The organism is Nocardia aurantia, assembly GCF_009604425.1.
GTDB lineage: Bacteria > Actinomycetota > Actinomycetes > Mycobacteriales > Mycobacteriaceae > Nocardia > Nocardia aurantia.
In genome coordinates this window covers 69,381-85,313 of sequence record NZ_WEGI01000013.1, presented here as the reverse complement: position 1 = coordinate 85,313, position 15,933 = coordinate 69,381, and the positions used below count along the sequence as shown (strand labels likewise).

Annotated in this window: 13 protein-coding genes; 9 read left to right on the top strand and 4 right to left on the bottom strand. The window is 69.6% G+C overall.

Annotation, left to right across the window (positions count from 1 at the left end; translation table 11 throughout):
• Nucleotides 1-42: 42 nt before the first annotated feature.
• From NRB56_RS28635 to NRB56_RS28600, 8 genes are all read left to right on the top strand, one after another.
• The gene (locus NRB56_RS28635; protein ID WP_319943676.1) at nt 43-1,458 is read left to right on the top strand and encodes an ABC1 kinase family protein; all 1,416 of its coding nucleotides are present in this window, start codon (nt 43-45) and stop codon (nt 1,456-1,458) included.
• Between the two features lie 75 nt (nt 1,459-1,533).
• On the top strand, nt 1,534-2,775 hold the full coding sequence (locus NRB56_RS28630; protein WP_153347453.1) for a saccharopine dehydrogenase family protein: 1,242 nt from the start codon (nt 1,534-1,536) through the stop codon (nt 2,773-2,775).
• A 273-nt stretch (nt 2,776-3,048) separates the two neighbouring features.
• Nucleotides 3,049-3,444: a hypothetical protein gene (locus tag NRB56_RS28625; protein WP_319943675.1), complete on the top strand. Its 396-nt coding sequence runs from the start codon at nt 3,049-3,051 to the stop codon at nt 3,442-3,444.
• 60 nt (nt 3,445-3,504) lie between these two features.
• Nucleotides 3,505-4,095, top strand: a complete 591-nt coding sequence (locus NRB56_RS28620; protein ID WP_153347452.1) for a hypothetical protein — start codon at nt 3,505-3,507, stop codon at nt 4,093-4,095.
• Nucleotides 4,092-4,817, top strand: coding sequence for an ESX secretion-associated protein EspG (locus NRB56_RS28615; protein ID WP_319943674.1), 726 nt, complete (start codon nt 4,092-4,094; stop codon nt 4,815-4,817). Before NRB56_RS28620 ends, NRB56_RS28615 begins: the two co-directional genes overlap by 4 nt.
• A gap of 218 nt (nt 4,818-5,035) precedes the next feature.
• Nucleotides 5,036-5,899: a PPK2 family polyphosphate kinase gene (locus tag NRB56_RS28610; protein ID WP_153347451.1), complete on the top strand. Its 864-nt coding sequence runs from the start codon at nt 5,036-5,038 to the stop codon at nt 5,897-5,899.
• 196 nt (nt 5,900-6,095) lie between these two features.
• Nucleotides 6,096-6,878 (top strand): DsbA family protein, encoded by a 783-nt coding sequence (locus NRB56_RS28605; protein WP_319943673.1) that lies wholly within the window; start codon nt 6,096-6,098, stop codon nt 6,876-6,878.
• 3 nt (nt 6,879-6,881) lie between these two features.
• Entirely contained in the window at nt 6,882-7,457 is a 576-nt protein-coding gene (locus tag NRB56_RS28600; RefSeq protein WP_153347450.1) for a vitamin K epoxide reductase family protein, read from the top strand.
• Between the two features lie 6 nt (nt 7,458-7,463).
• On the opposite strand, the gene NRB56_RS28595 is transcribed toward NRB56_RS28600, so the two are convergent.
• Both NRB56_RS28595 and NRB56_RS28590 read right to left on the bottom strand, forming a co-directional pair.
• Complete coding sequence (locus NRB56_RS28595; RefSeq protein WP_153347449.1) at nt 7,464-8,585, bottom strand: S1C family serine protease; 1,122 nt, start codon at nt 8,583-8,585, stop codon at nt 7,464-7,466.
• Between the two features lie 133 nt (nt 8,586-8,718).
• Nucleotides 8,719-10,152, bottom strand: a complete 1,434-nt coding sequence (locus tag NRB56_RS28590) for a DUF1254 domain-containing protein (protein ID WP_153347448.1) — start codon at nt 10,150-10,152, stop codon at nt 8,719-8,721.
• A gap of 169 nt (nt 10,153-10,321) precedes the next feature.
• Between NRB56_RS28590 and NRB56_RS28585 the strand changes: the two genes are divergently transcribed.
• The gene (locus tag NRB56_RS28585) at nt 10,322-11,374 is read left to right on the top strand and encodes an NAD(P)-dependent alcohol dehydrogenase (RefSeq protein WP_153347447.1); all 1,053 of its coding nucleotides are present in this window, start codon (nt 10,322-10,324) and stop codon (nt 11,372-11,374) included.
• 699 nt (nt 11,375-12,073) lie between these two features.
• On the opposite strand, the gene NRB56_RS28580 is transcribed toward NRB56_RS28585, so the two are convergent.
• Nucleotides 12,074-13,333 (bottom strand): glutamine synthetase family protein, encoded by a 1,260-nt coding sequence (locus NRB56_RS28580; RefSeq protein WP_319943672.1) that lies wholly within the window; start codon nt 13,331-13,333, stop codon nt 12,074-12,076.
• A 236-nt stretch (nt 13,334-13,569) separates the two neighbouring features.
• A complete protein-coding gene (metE, locus tag NRB56_RS28575; RefSeq protein WP_153347446.1) occupies nt 13,570-15,885 on the bottom strand; it encodes a 5-methyltetrahydropteroyltriglutamate--homocysteine S-methyltransferase in 2,316 nt (771 codons plus the stop codon).
• Nucleotides 15,886-15,933 lie beyond the last annotated feature (48 nt).

Below are 15,933 nucleotides of genomic sequence, written 5' to 3'. Positions count from 1 at the left end.
TGAATCTGCCGGATTCCGGCCCAGGACGCGGGGAGACCGACGGTGAAGGACGCAGGGAAGCGGGCCGCCGACGCGGTTCCCACGTCCCGTTTGGCGCGCGGCACGAAACTCGGCGCGGTGGTCGCGGGCAACGTCCTTCGCGCGCAGCGCGCCCGGCGGTCGATGCGTGGCCGGTCCGAGGAGGTCCGGGCCCGGATGGCCGAGGAGTCGATGCTCCGCTCCACCGAGCAGATGGTCCTGGTGCTGGGCACCATGAAGGGCGTCGCGATGAAGCTCGGGCAGATGCTGTCCGTGCTGGATCTGGATCTGGTGCCACCGGAGCATCGCGAACGTTTCCAGCGCCGGCTGGCGGTGCTGCGCGACAGTGCGCCGAAAGTGTCCTTCGACACCATGCGCGCGGTCATCGAGGAGGATGCCGGCCGGCCGCTCACCAAGCTGTTCGCCGAATTCGAACCGGAACCGGTGGCGGCGGCCTCGATCGGCCAGGTCTACCGAGCGCGGTTGCACGACGGCCGCGAGGTCGCGGTGAAGGTGCAGTATCCCGGTATCGATCGCGCGGTCCGCGCGGATCTGCGGAATCTGACCATGTTCCGGCGGGTGCTGCAATCGGCGATGCCGTGGATCACCCCGGCGGTGCTGGACGAACTGCGGCTGAATCTGGAGAGCGAGCTCGACTACGTCGCCGAGGCGCGCACCCAGGCCGATATCGCCGATCTCTACGCCGACCATCCGTTCATCGCGGTGCCGCGCGCGTTCCCGGAGTTGTCCAGCGCGCACGTACTGGTCAGCGAATACTTTCCCGGCTGCGATTTCGCGCAGATCCAGCAACTGCCCGCCGCCGAGCGGGATCGGGTCGGCGAGATCGTCTACCGGTTCTACGTCGGTTCACTGTTCACCTTCTTCGAGTTCTGCGGGGATCCGCATCCGGGCAATCTGCTCCTCGGCGCGGACGGCCGGGTCGCCTTCCTCGATTTCGGGCTGTTCAACCGGATGAACCCCCGCGATGTCGGCTTCGAGGCCGAGGGCATCCGGGCCGCCGCCGAGGACCGCGCCGAGGATCTGCGGCAGTTGCTGATCGAGCGCGGCGTCATCGAGACGCCGGCGGAGGTCACCGCCGAGCAGGCCCTCGAGTACGTGCTGTCGGCCTCGGAATGGGTGGCGGTCGACGAGGAACTCACCATCACCCCGGAGCTCGCCAGCGGCGCCTTCCTGCTCGCGGTGGATCCCCGGGCCGGGGAGTACTCCGGGATGCGCCTGCAGAATCTGCCCGCCGAACACCTGTTCTCGCGGCGCGCCGACTTCCTCACCTTCGGTGTACTCGGCCAGCTCGGCGCCACCGCCAACTGGCATCGCATCGCCCGCGAGTGGCTCTACGGGGATCCGCCGGTCACGGAACTCGGCAAGGCCCACCACGCCTGGCTGGACCGGCGAGGCGGACGACCCGCGCCGCGCCGGTAGCCGATACGGTAGGTATCGGACAACGACGGCCGGATCTCGATCGCGGGCCGCGGCAGGCGACCGGATGGGAAATTCATGACTGACCGGGAATTCGACCTCGTGCTGTTCGGTGCGACGGGATTCGTGGGCGTACTGACGGCCGAGTATCTGGCCGAGGCCGCACCGGAGGGCGCCCGCGTCGCACTGGCGGGCCGGTCGCTCGACAAGCTGGCCCGGGTGCGGGCCGAACTGGGCGGCGTCGCTGCGGAATGGCCGCTGCTGCAAGCGGATTCGACCGATCAGCGCAGCCTCGACGAACTGGCCGCGCGGACCCGCGTGGTGGTCAGCACGGTCGGGCCGTACCTGCGCTACGGGCTGCCGCTGGTCCGCGCCTGCGCGCAGGCCGGCACCCACTACGCCGATCTCACCGGCGAGCCGCTGTTCGTCCGCGACTGCATCGATCAGGCGCAGGAGCGGGCCGTGGCGACCGGCGCGCGAATCGTGAATTCCTGTGGCTACGACTCGATCCCGTCGGATCTGAGCGTGTACCAGCTGTACCGCCGCACCGTCGCCGACAACACCGGCGAACTCACCGACACCACCCTGGTCGCCTGGCTGAAGGGCGGAATGAGCGGCGGCACCATCGATTCCGCGCGCGCCATGATGGAGGCGGTCGCCGCGGATCCGGGCAAGGCCCGGGTGCTGTCGCATCCGTATTCGCTGTCCCCGGATCCGGCGCTGGACCCGGAGGTGGGCCGGCAGACCGATCAGGCGCTGCAGCGGGCGTCGGCGATCGACGGCAGCCTCGACGGCTGGGTGTCGACGTTCGTGATGGCCGCGCACAACACCAAGATCGTGCGCCGCAGCAACGGCCTGCTGGGCTGGGTGTACGGCAAGAACTTCCGCTACCGCGAGGTGATGAGCGCGGGCCGGTCCCGGACCGCGCCGCTGGTGGCCGCCGGCATGGCGGGCGGCATCGTCGCCGCCACCGCCGCCGGCGCCGTGCTGTCGCGGGTGTCGGCCGGGCGGCGGCTGCTGGACCGGGTCCTGCCCTCGCCCGGCACCGGCCCGAGCGAGAAGGCCCGGCGCAGTGGCTGGTTCACCATGAAGACGTTCGCGCACACCACCTCCGGCGCCAAATACGTGGCCACCTTCGCGGGCGCCGGCGATCCGGGCTACCAGGCGACGTCGGTGCTGCTCGGCGAGTCCGGACTGTGCCTGGCCTACGACGACCTGCCGCCGCAGACAGGCATCCTGACCCCCGCGGCGGCGATGGGCGACGCGCTCACCGAGCGGCTGCGCGCGGCGGGGATGACCATCGAGGTCGAACGGGCCTGAACCCCGCGGCCGAAAGCGACCCGCAAGCTACAGCCCGCACGGCCCCGGCACCTAATCGCCGCGCGCGACCCGAGACACCGCCGTGCGGCCGAGATCTACCGCCGGGCGGTCCGAAACTGCGGCCGCGCGCGGCCCGGAAACTGCCGCCACGCGCGGGCCGAAAACTGCCGTCCGCCGGGCACTTCGGAGCCCATCGGGAACCCGAGGGGTTCCCCGCACCGCCGGGCTACGGTAGGGTGCCGGACCATCGGCGGTCGGGAAGGGGACCACACGGTGGCTATTCCGGAGATCGGGCAGCGAGCCGCGCGCGAACTGTATTCGGCGGCATTGGAATCCAACGGTGAGGCGATCCTCGAGATCGCTCCGGACGTGGCGCGGGACCTGGCCACGGCCTGTTCCCGGCTGGTCGACGACCTGCAGGCGGCGCGTCTGGACAGCCGGACCGACACCTTCGGCCCGGGCTTCGGCGCCCTGCCGTCCGGGCGGGCGCTGGCCCGCGGATTCTCCGGTAAGGCAAGTGAATTCGCCGACACCGTGACCGCGTTCCAGCAGGCCGCGCTGCTGCTCGAGGCGGCGTTCCTGGCCGCGGGCAAGCAGTTCGCGGAGGCCGAGGCGGCCGGCCACGCCGCGTTGCGACTGGTGGCCGGCGACGACGAGGCCCGGCGCTGACACCGCCGTCCGGCGGCGCGGAACACCGACGAAACCCATCGGCAGACAAGGACATCGGCGATGCGCCCGGACGGACCAGCGGAGAACACGGACGCACCGTACGTCCCCGACCGTGAGATATTCGGCGGCTACAGCCATCGGGAGATCTGGGAGCTCGTGCACGAGCGGCTCGACCCGGGTGCGATCGGCCAGGTGGCCGAAACCTGGCAGCGGCGCGGCGAATTGATCGATGAGGCGTTCCACGCCTTCGCGGCCGCCACCGACGCCGGCCTGGCGCGCTGGTCCGGCCGCACCCGCCAGGCCGCCCTGGAGGCGACCCGGCAGTTGCTGAGCCACGGCCTGGCCGCGGCCGACGCCTGCGCCGCCCTGCACCGCCTGCTCGCCGCGGATTCCGAAGCGGCACAGACGATCCGCGACGCGATCGCCGCGCCTCCCCCGCCCTATCTGCCGCTGGCGGATCCGGCCGCGGAGGCCGTGCACGGCGCCCGGCGCCGCGCCGAGTACGACCTGCGGGCCGCCACGACGCTGGCCGACGTCCGCGACGTCATGACCTACCGCTACAACCCGACGCTGCCCGCCTCCGGCGACAGCGTGCCCCGATTCGCCCCGCTGCCTCCGGATTCCGGCCCCGGCGAAGGGCCGCAACGGTGAGATGGACGCTGACCCCGGACGAATTCACCCACGTCTGGGCCTCGGAGACCGGGATGGATCGCCGGCCGTATCCGGTGAACATCACCCCCGCCGCCACCGTGCGCACCGAATCCGAGTACGCCGCACTGGGTCTGCGTTCCCGGTACGCGCGCAACACCGATCCCGACCTGACCGCCGCACTGATGCTGTGCGCCCGCGCCGACGCCACCACGATCACGGTCGCGGGCGAGCGCTCCGGCGATCCGGAACGGATCCTGGCCTTCGCGGCCGTCGTGCACAACCACGCCGGAATCCTGGTGGCCCGCACCGACACCGTCTCCGTCTCGGTGTGTCACGCCCGCGCGGTGGGGGAACGCCTGGTGACGGTGATCGGCTCCGCGCCGGCGGGCGTGCAGGGGCCGCTGCGGGAACCGCAGGACGCCGTGCTCGGTTCCGCCGGCCTCGCCCCCGACGGCAGCCCGGACGAGGGCACCGCCGCTCACTTCCGCCGCAAGCTGCGCTCCCCGGTGGACGCGCGCGGATTCCTCACCGTCACCATCGCTCCCGACGATCCGATGTCGCCGCCGACCCGGCACCGCACCTGGCTCGATTTCACCGGCGACGGCCGGTATCTGCTCACCACCGCCGCCGATCTGACCCTGACCCCGGTGTCGGATCTCGACTTCGCCGAGCAGTTGCTGCGGCTGGCCGGCATCGAATCGGCATCCCAGCCCTACCTCTGATCGGGCCGCCGAAACCGCCACAGCCGTCCCGTGGGCCGGATATAGTTGCTGTTGCTTCGCCTCCCAGCTCAGTGGGAGACTCGCCCCCGGCCTCGAATCCCCTTCGGGCCGGGGGCGTCCTGCGTTCCGGGCCGCGACGTTCATGCCCGCACCCCCGGTCGATACCGATGCGTCACCTGTGTGTTCCGATATCGCCCTCTCCCGTTCATACTGCCCCCATGGCAAAAACTAACTGGTCAGTTCCGGTGACCGAGGCGCTACGGGCAGAGGGCGTCCAGGTCGCCGAGTTCGACGCCAGCGCCACTCCGGGTTTCCGCCCCGACAAGAAGCTGGGTGCGAAGAAGACCGCGGAACTGCTGATCGAGCAGCGCCGCCCGGTGCTGGCCGATCTGCAGGAGAAGCTGTACGCCAATGGCCGCAGCGGTGATTCGCGCAGCGTGCTGCTGGTGTTGCAGGGTATGGACACCTCGGGCAAGGGCGGCATCGTGCGCCACGTGATCGGCTCGGTGGATCCGCAGGGCGTCGATCACGCCGCCTTCGGGGTGCCCACCGCCGAAGAGCGCCGCCACCACTACCTGTGGCGGGTTCGCCGGCAGTTGCCCCGGCCCGGGCAGCTCGGCGTATTCGATCGCTCGCACTACGAGGACGTGCTGGTCGTCCGCGTGCACGACATGGTGCCGCCGGAGGTGTGGCGCAAGCGCTTCGCCGAGATCAACACCTTCGAGCGCAAGGCCGCCGAGAGCGGCATCACGATCGTGAAGGTCGCCCTGCTGATCTCGCTCGAGGAACAGCGCAAACGACTCGAGCAGCGGCTGGACCGCCCCGAGAAGCACTGGAAGTTCAGCCCGAGCGATATCGACGAACGCGCCCACGTCGCCGCCTATCAGGAGGCGTACCAGGAGGTCTTCGATCTCACCGACACCGAGTACGCGCCCTGGTACGCGGTCCCGGCCGACAGCAAGTGGTATGCCCGGCTGGCGGTCACCGAACTGCTCATCGACGCCCTGGGGACGTTGAAACTCGACTGGCCCGCGGCCCACTTCGACGTCGAGGAGCAGCGCAAGCGACTGCGCAAGAGCTGAGTTCGCGCGCCGCGATGCCGCGCGCGCCGGACCGTCCGGCGGCAGTTCCCCGCTCACCCGTCTACGGGCCTGTTCTGCGTGTTCTCTCAGGTTGGGCAACCATGATGTGCCCGGGCGCGTCTGCGACCAACCGATCCCGAGCCCGTAGGATCGGCCCGGGCGCTACCCAGTGGTCCGGTGAGCACAGGAAGGCGTGGTGAACGCAACGGTGAGCAACAATCCGCGTGGGAAGAACTCGCTGGCGGCGGTGCGGGGGACCAACCGTTCGCGCACCATCGCCGTCCAGGTGGCGGTCGCGGTCGTGCTGATCGCGCTCATCGCCGGCATCGGCATCGGCATCGCGATGCACAAGTCGAACAGCAACGACGCCGGCCCCACCCCCGCGGTCACCGCCCCGCAGTCGTCCGGCGGCATCGGCGGCGCGATCACCGACAACGGCTCCATCCGGATCGGCAAGCCCGGCGCCAAGGTCACCGTGCGCGTCGTCGCCGATCTGCAGTGCCCGGCGTGCAAGGCGTTCGAGGCGGCCAACGGCCAGGTGATCGAGGACGAGGTGAACAACGGCACCGCGGCGGTCGAGTACAACATCATCGCCTTCCTCGACAAGATGTCCTCCGGCACCCGGTACTCCTCGCGCGCGGCCAACGCCGCCTACTGCGTCGCCGACGCCGACCCGTCGAAGTTCCTGCCCTGGCTGATCACGATGTACCAGAAGCAGCCGCCGGAGAACGGCACCGGCCTCACCGACGAGACCCTGGTCCAGATCGCGCAGGACGCCGGCTACACCGATCCGGCCACCGCGCAGTGCATCACCGACCACAGGTACGACAGCTACGTGCAGAAGGTCACCAAGGATGTGCTGAACAGCGGCATCCAGGCCACGCCGACCGTCTTCGTGAACGACAAGCAGATCGGCACCTCGGCCGAGTTGATGCAGAACGGCGGCCTGCGGGCCACCATCGAAGCGGCGGCCAAGTAACCGATGGCCGGCCCTGTCGCCGCACCCACGCGGTCCGCGTGGATCCTGCTGATCGGCTCGTTACTGGGCTGGATCGCCGCCGTCACCCTGACGTACGAGCGGTTCAAACTCTTCATGGATCCGAACTACAAGCCGTCGTGCAGCATCAACCCGATCCTGTCCTGCGGTTCGGTGATGGCGACCCATCAAGCCGCGGCGTTCGGCTTCCCGAATCCGCTGATCGGCGTGGTGGGGTTCTCGGTGGCCGTCACCCTCGCGGTGCTCGCGGTGGCCGGACAGGGCCTGCCGGCCTGGATCTGGGGTGGCCTGTGGATCGGTCTGGCGCTCGGCATCGGCTTCATCTGCTGGCTCATCTTCCAGAGCCTCTACCGCATCAACGCACTGTGCCCGTACTGCATGGTGGTGTGGGTGGTGACGCCCGCGCTGCTGGCGGTGGTCACCGACCAGTTGTGGGGCGACGCGCGCGGCCCGCTGCGGATCGTCGCCGAATGGCGCTGGACCGTCGTGGTCGTGTTCTACGCGGTGGTTCTGCTGCTGGTGTTCCTGCGCTTCCAGGACTACTGGACCTCGCTGTTCTGAGCCGGCTCAGCTGGGTGGCCCCGCGGCCAGCACGACCGCGACCGTGCGCCGCGAGCCGTTCGGGTCGGTGAGATCCAGATGTACGGTTTCGGCCGGTCGGTGCGTATTCAGCGCCGCCCGCAGGGCCTGCACCGAGCCCACGACCCGGCCGTCGATGCCGGTGATCACTTCACCCTCGGACACGCCGGCGGCGAACGCGGGCTGACCGTACAGGCTCACATCGACGCGTGCCCCGGCCGGACTGTCCGAGGTGACGACGCCCAGCGTCGCGGTCGGGCCGATGTGCACCGCGTCGGTGGGGGCGCCCGAACGGATCTGCCGCACCACGTTCATGGCCGTATCGATCGGCACGGCGTAGCCGCTGGCCCGGCCGGAGGCCCGGGACAGTTCCCCGGACGCCGCGGTCACCACCCCGACCACCGCGCCGTAGCGGTCCACCAGCGCGCCGCCGGACTGTCCGGCCATCACGGGCGCCGCCACCTCGATCAGGCCGGTCAGCGCCTTGCGGGACATGTCGGCGGCGTTGCGGGCCACGATCGAGGAGTCCAGCGCGGTGACCGAGCCGGTGAACGCGGTCGGGCTCCCGGTGCCGCCGGCGTTGCCGATGGCCACCAGTTCGTCGCCGAGCCGCAGCACCCCCGAACTCCCGATCCGGGCCACCGGCAGCCCGTGCGCGCCGGTCATCGCCAGCAGGGCGATATCGGCGTCGGCGTCGTAACCGATCACCGTCGCCGGGAACTCGGTGCCGGTACCCAGATCGCCGACCGTGATCGTGTCGGCGCCCTTGACCACGTGATGGCTGGTCAGCACCTCTCCGTCAGGCGTCAGCACGATGCCGGTACCCGCCGCGGCGACCCCGCTGGGCCGCAGCAGCACGTCGACGTTCACCAGATCCGGTTCGACGGTGTGCGCGACGGCGGTGGCGTCCATCGGCGGCAACGGCGGCCCGTACAGCGCCGCGGAGGCGCCGCGGGACTGGCCCGCCCAGTCCGGCAACTCCCCGCGGTAACCGAGAAACGCGGCCAAGGCCAGGACCACGACCAGCAACGCCGCGGCGGTCCGGACCGTCCCGCCCGGCCGCTCCGATTCACCGGTGAACCGTCGCTCGTCGTACCGTGGCTGGTACATGGCCACTCCCGCGGGTCTGCGCCGGTCGGGCTCGGCGAATGGATGTACCTTCCAACGTGCCCCGAGCCCGGCCGTTCGCGCAATACTTGTTTACTGCTGTGTTACACCACGTCTGCCACGTCGCCGGTGCGGTTCAGTTCACCGGCGTGAGCGCGGGCGGTTGCCAGGTGCCGTCCAGCGCTTCGGGTTTCGGCGCGTACAGTCGCATGCTCAGCGAGAACGTGCCGGTCGCGGGGATCGGCAGCCAATGCCCCGGCGCGACGTCCGGCCCCGGATCCTCGTGCTGTACCGCGATGGTCACCCGCCCGTCCGGGCCGGGCTCGACCGGGGTCTGATGCCCGACGGAATAGATCCCGGCCGGATTGTCCACCAGATAGTTGTCGGATCCGTACGCGGTGAGCGACCAGAACGCCGCCGTCGGCGGCAGCTGATCCCGTTCGAACCGGATCCGGTAGCGACGGGGGGTGCCGTCGGCGTCCGCGACGCCGAATGTGCTGGGGTACACCGCATCCTCGGCGAGGTTTGCGCCGAGCCCGACCTTGGCGGTGTAGGCACGCAGGTCGTAGTCGGTGCCGTAGGCGCCGACGTTGGTGGCGAAGATCCAGCCGTTCTCGTTCTTCGCCGCGGGATTGTGGTACTCCTGCAACCGTTTCTGCGCCGCGGCGATGCCCTGGTCGAGGGCGTCGGCCGGCTGTCCCTCGACCGTGCCGCCCGGCCGGACCCCGATCGCGGCGAACCGCTTCATCGCGATATCGTCCGCTGCCGCAGGCGGATTCGCGGCCAGCACCGCGCACATCCGGTCGAAGAAGGTGCGGCTGTTCATCCCACTGACCACCTTCGGCGGCGGGGTGCCGGTGGCCATGGTGGCGCCGGCGACCGGCGCGACCCGGCCCGCGGTCCAGGCGCTCAACGGCGCCAGCACGATCCGATCCTGCAAGGCGTGCACGGCGTCCAGATCCGCCGGACCGTTCACCTGGGTGCGGCCGATCATCCACACGGTCGCGGTGGGCATGTCGAGACGAGTCACGTTGTCCGGCAACGCCCCCGACCATCCCGGGCCGGCGATCGCGTAGGTGAACGTCGATTGCCCCTCCCGCACTCGAGGTTTCACATTGCTCGGGTTGTGCACGGTATTGGTCCAGGCATCCATCAGCTGCATCAGCCAGTACCGGTCCGGCCCCATGTCCGGCACCTGCAACACCATCGGTTCCGGCCGGAGATCCAGCCACGCACTGGTGTAGAGGGTGTCGAGGTTCATCCGCACCACACCGTGATCGGCGGCGGTCGGCAACGTGCGGGCGTGGAAGAGGGCATTCGGCGTGCCGCTCTGCTCGCGGGTCACATCCATCAGCACCAGCGGATAGCCGAAGACGTACGCCTCGGCGGCGACGGACACCGGATCGGCGGCAGTGGTGGTGCCGGTCGCGGAACTGTTCCCGGTCATGACCGGCGCGTTCTTCTTCTCCGCGTCCCCGCAGGCGCCGAGTCCCACACCCACCGCCAGCGCCGCGCCCGCACCGAACAACGAACGACGCGACAGCGCCACACCGAAACCCCTGTGCTGCATGCCTGCTCCTTCCGGATTCCGGCCCGTCGGTGGCCGCCACCGTACAGCTAACCGGAAACCGGCCGCCCGATCCGGCACCGACTCAGCTCGGCGACCGGCAACATCGCGCTCGGTTTCGTGGCCGTTGTGGCACTTGCGTCCGAATTCATGCGGCGGTAGGCATGGTGCCATGAGTACAGCTGCCGCATACGCCGTCAACTCCGCCGACGGCCGGTTCGAGAAGACCACGATCCAGCGCCGGGACCTGCTCCCGCACGACGTGCTGATCGACATCCGGTACTCGGGCATCTGCCACTCCGACATCCACACCGCGCGCAACGAATGGCACGGCACCCGCTACCCCTGCGTGCCCGGTCACGAGATCGCCGGCATCGTCGCCGAGGTCGGCTCGGCCGTCACCCGGCACAAGGTGGGCGACCGGGTCGGCGTCGGTGTCATGGTCGACTCCTGCGGCCGCTGCGAATTCTGTCTCGCCGGCGAGGAACAGTACTGCGCCAACGGCAACACCATGACCTACAACGGCGCCGTCCCCGAGGAACTCCAGGCCGGCGGCTACACCCTCGGCGGCTACTCGTCGCAGGTGGTGGTGACCGAGAACTTCGTCGTCAGCATCCCCGAGGGTCTGGGCCTGGACCAGGCCGCCCCACTGCTGTGCGCCGGCATCACCCTGTACTCACCACTGCGCTACTGGAACGCCGGTCCCGGCAAGCGAGTCGCCGTCGTCGGCATGGGCGGCCTCGGCCACGTCGGCGTGAAACTGGCGGCGGCGATGGGCGCCGAGGTCACCGTACTCAGCCAGTCGCTGAGCAAACAGGAGGACGGCCGCCGCTTCGGCGCCCGGCACTACTACGCCACCAGCGAGCGCCAGACCTTCAAGGACCTGCGCAACCACTTCGATCTGATCCTCAACACGGTCGCCGCCGACCTGCCGATCAACAACTACATGCGCCTGCTGAAGACCAACGGCACGCTGGTGATGCTCGGCCTCCCCGACAGCGCCCTCACGGTGCAGCCCTTCACCCTCAGCAACAACCGCCGCTCCCTGTCCGGCTCCACGATCGGCAGCGTCGCGGAAACCCAGGAAATGCTGAACTTCTGCGCCGAACACGGCATCGGCCCCGAGATCGAGACCATCACCGCCGACCGCATCGACGAGGCATACGACCGAGTGGTAGCCAGCGACGTCCGCTACCGCTTTGTCATTGATGCTGTAACTTTTTAGCCTCCGCTTCGCTCCGGCGGGTTCGCGGCCCCCCTAGTCTCGGTCCTTCCCTCCTCCGGTCAGTCGCTGCGCTCCCTCCCTCCGTCAGTCCAGGACCGAGACGGGCCGCGAACAACTTTGTGCGCCTTCAGGATTGGATGCCTTCGCGGTTGGGTCCACGGCTTCGCTCCCGAGTAGTGCTCGGCTCTGCACTTGGGCGGGCCGTGCCTGCCAGGCCGTGCCGTGCGAGGCCGGGCCTGCCCACGCCGGCAAGACGAGGGCCAGACCGGGTTGAGCCAGGCCGTGCCGGTCCGCAAACAACTTTGTGCGCCTTCAAGATTGGATGCCTTCGCGGTTCGGTCCACGGCTTCGCTCCCGAGCAGTGCTCGGCTCTGCACTTGGGCGGGCCGTGCCTGCCAGGCCGTGCCGTGCCAGGCACTGCCCGGCCCTGCCCACGCCGGGCAAGACCAGGGCCAGACCGGGTTGGGCCGGGCCGCGCCGGTCCCCGAACAACTTTGTGCGCCTTTGAGATTGGACGCCTCGCGGTTCGGTCCACAGCTTCGCTCTCGAGCAGTGCTCGGCTCTGCGTTTCGGACTGCGCTGCCCGTACCAGCTGTGCCAGGCTGCGCGCGCGGGGCTGGCCGTGCCCGTGCCGTGCCGTGCCGTGCCGTGCCGTGCCGTGCCGTGCCGTGAGGGAAGTCTCGACCTTTGCTGGGGTGTTCAGTAGCGCCAGCGGGTGCGGGTGATGATCTCCTCCGGGCTGAGGTCGGCGAGGGTGGCGATCTCGCCGCGGCGGACGGTGGCGATGGTGTCGATGAGGCCCGGGCCGAATGCGTTGCCCAGCACGGCATCCGCTTCCAGGGCGGCAACGGACTCGGCGAGGGTGGTGGGCAGTGCGTGGATCCCGGCGTCGGCGCGCTGTTGTGGGGTCAGCGCGCCGGGGTCGACGCCGACCGGGGTGGGCAGTCGCACCTCGTCGCCGAGCCCTGCCGCGCCGGCGGCGAGTACCCCGGCGAGCAGCAGGTACGGATTGGTGGTGGCGTCGAAGCACTTCACCTCGAAGTTCGCCGCCCGGTCCCGCTCACCGGCGCAGCCACCGACGTACCGCAACGCCGCCTCCCGATTCTCCCTGCCCCAGCACGCGTACATCCCCGCCCACTGCGACGGCTTCAACCGCAGATAGCTTGCGACGGAAGGGCATCCGACCGCCGTGAGGGCAGCCAGATGCCCGAGTACACCGGCCGCGAAATGTTCCCCGGCCTCGGTCAGCCCGAACGGACCGTCACCCCCGGACATGGCATTGACGCCGCCCCGCCACAGGCTCAGATGTACGTGGCCACCGTTTCCGACCGCATCGGGAACCACCTTGGGCGCGAACGAGACCCGCATATCGTGCGCTGCCGTGATCGCCCGCACGGTCTCCCGCACCAGCACCAGGGTGTCGGCGGCCCCCACCGGATCGGTTGCGGCGAAGGACACTTCGAACTGACCGGCCGCATACTCCGGATGCACCTGGTCGACGGCCACCCCACTGTCGCCCAGCGCGGTCATCACATCCCGCAGATAATCCGCCAGCCCCACCACCCTGGCCATCCCGTACGCCGGCGCCGTGGTCACCGGGACGAACCGATCGTCGGCGGTGGGCCGCCCGAGCACCCACTCCACCTCGAACGCCGCCCGCACCGACCACCCACCCTCCGCCAACTCCGCCACCTGCCGCCGCAGCAACAATCGCGAATCGTGCGGATGCGCACCCCCGTCCTGGTCGTACCGATCCGCCGGCGCCCAGGCCCACCCCGGCAACGCCGCCAACATCACCACGCGATCCAGATCCGGATGCAACCGCAGATCCCCCACCGGCCCACCCGCATACCGCCCCGCCACGATGCTGTCATCGGACAGATAGACGTCGAACACCGGCGAGGCCCCGATCCCCCACGCCGCGGCATGCGGAAACCGCTGCACCGGAACAGTTTTCACCCGAGTAATCCCCCCAGTATCGATCCACGTGACCGCCACCGCCACCACCCCCCGCTCCCGCAACTCCCCTGCGATCCCCTCGGCCCGCCGCCGCCACCGCTCCCGAATCCCCTCGGTCAAGGTCTGCCCACTGCCGCTCAACGCGCCGCCTCCGCATCGCTGTCTGATACCCGGACACACTGCATTCGTCGCCGAGCCCCACGACAGTGGGAACAACTTTCACCCGCGGAATGTGCTCAGATCGCGGGTGGGTTCTTCTGTTCCGTGCGGCGGCGGACGCGGCGGGCGGCGGCGACCAGGTTGCGGAGTGAGGGTTCCAGTTGCCAGTAGTGGCGGGTTTTCAGGCCGCCGTCGGGGTTGGCCCAGAGACGTTCGGGGGTGATGGCTTCGGCTGCGGCGGTGAGTAGTTCGTCCAGTTCGTCGATGTCGGGGATGCGGGCCGAACGGCTTTCGTACACACCGGGTCCCACGCCGTGGGAGAGGCCGTGGCCGTCGGCCGCGTCCTCCTTCAGGGCGTTCAGCACCCATTCGATCGAGCGGGTGGCGACGATCGCGGTGACGTCGGCGTCCAGTTCCTCGATCGCCTGGACGATCTCCGCGCGGCCGGAATAGGCGATGTGCGTGTGGATCTGGGTGTCCGCGCGCACGCCGGAGGTGGCGAGGCGGAAGGCGTTGACGGCCCAGCGCAGGTATTCGCGGCGGCCGCCGGTGCGCAGGGGCAGCAGTTCCCGGATCGACGGCTCGTCGACCTGGATGATCGCCACGCCGGCGCGCTCCAGGTCGGCCAGTTCGTCGCGGATGGCCAGCGCCACCTGGTCGGCGGTCTCGTACAGCGGCTGGTCCTGGCGGACGAAGGAGCGGGCCACCATCGTGACCGGGCCGGTGACGATGCCCTTCACCGGTTTGCCGGTGAGGGACTGCGCGTAGGTGATCCAGTCGACCGTCATCGGAGCCGGCCGGGACACATCGCCGTACAGGATCGGCGGGCGCACACAACGGGAGCCGTACACCTGCACCCAGCCGAAGTGGGTGGTGGCGAAGCCGTCCAGGAGTTCCGCGAAATACTGGACCATGTCGTTGCGCTCGTGTTCGCCGTGCACCAGCACGTCCAGGCCGATGTCCTCCTGCAACCGGATCGTCGATTCGATCTCGGCCTCGATCCGCTTGCGGTACTCGACCGTCGACAGCCGGCCCTCGCCGAGTTCGTAGCGCGCCTGCCGGATCGCGTCGGTCTGCGGGAAGGAGCCCAGCGTGGTGGCGGGCACCGGCGGGAGGTCGAGCCGTTCGCGTTGCGCGACCCGGCGCTGCGCGTACGGCTCGCGTTCCCGCATCTGCGGGGTGACCGCGTACACCCGTTGCCGCACAGCGTGTTTCTGCTTGAAGTGCACCTCGCGCGGCCGCTGCCGCCACCCCTGCGAGGGCCCCTCGGTGAGGGCCCGCGCCAGCGAAACCACTTCCAGCACTTTTTGTTTCGCGAAGGCGAGGCGGTCGGCCACATGGCCGTCGATGTCGTACTCGACGAGCAGGTCGTAGGGCACGTGCAACAGGGTGGAGCCGGTGGACACGACCAGATCGGGGCACACCTGCGACAGCTGGTGCAGGTACTGCAGCGTCACGTACCGGTCCGCGCGCCACACATTGGTGCCGCTGATCACGCCCGCGTACAACCGCTTTCGCCGGATCCCGGGTATCGCGGCCAATTCCTCCGGCCGGATCCGATGTGCGGCGAGGTCGAGGCCGATGGCCTCCACCGCGGTGCCCGCCAGGATGCGCACCGCCTCACCGAAATCACCGTACTGGCCGGTGACCAGGATTCGTGGCCGCAGCGGCGCGGTCGAAAGTCGTTGGTACACATCCTCGAACGCGGCGAGTTCGGCCGGCGTGCGATCACTGGTGAAGCAGGGCTCGTCCAGCTGCACACAGGTCGACCCACGCTTGGCGAGGATCTCGAGCAACTGTTCGTAGACCGGCAGCAGCCGATCCAGCAGGGCCAACCGGTCGAATTCGGTCTCACCGGGCACCCGCCCCGCCTTCGACAGCAGCAGCAACGACACCGGCCCCAGTATCACCGGCCGCAATTCGATCCCCGCCGCCAGCGCCCGATCGAACTCGTCGAGCAACGCCTCGGGATGCAGCGAGAACTCGGTATCGGCGTCCAACTCCGGCTGCCGGTAGTGGTAGGTGGAGTCGAACAACCGAACCAGTTCCAGCGGAGGCAGATCCGGCCGCCCCCGCGCCATCAGGAAGTAGAAGTCCAGCGGATGCAAATCGTCACGGTACGGTTCGAACCGCTTCGGCACCGCCCCGAACAACAGCGCGTTGTCGAGCACATGATCGTAAAAGGAGAAAGTGTTCCCCGGCACCTGAGTGAGCCCGGCCGCGTGCAACTCCGCGAACTGCGTCTCCTGAATCTCCCGCCCGGTCGCCAGCAACTTCTCGCGCGACAGTTCGCCGTGCCAGTAAGCCTCCAGCGCACGCTTGAGCTCCCGATGCGGCCCGATCCTCGGATACCCCAGGATGCTGGACCCGAAGCCATTCGCGACGTTGACCATGAGCGGACTCCTCTCAGCGCTGCGTTCCCGCGTCACCCGTTGCGCAGC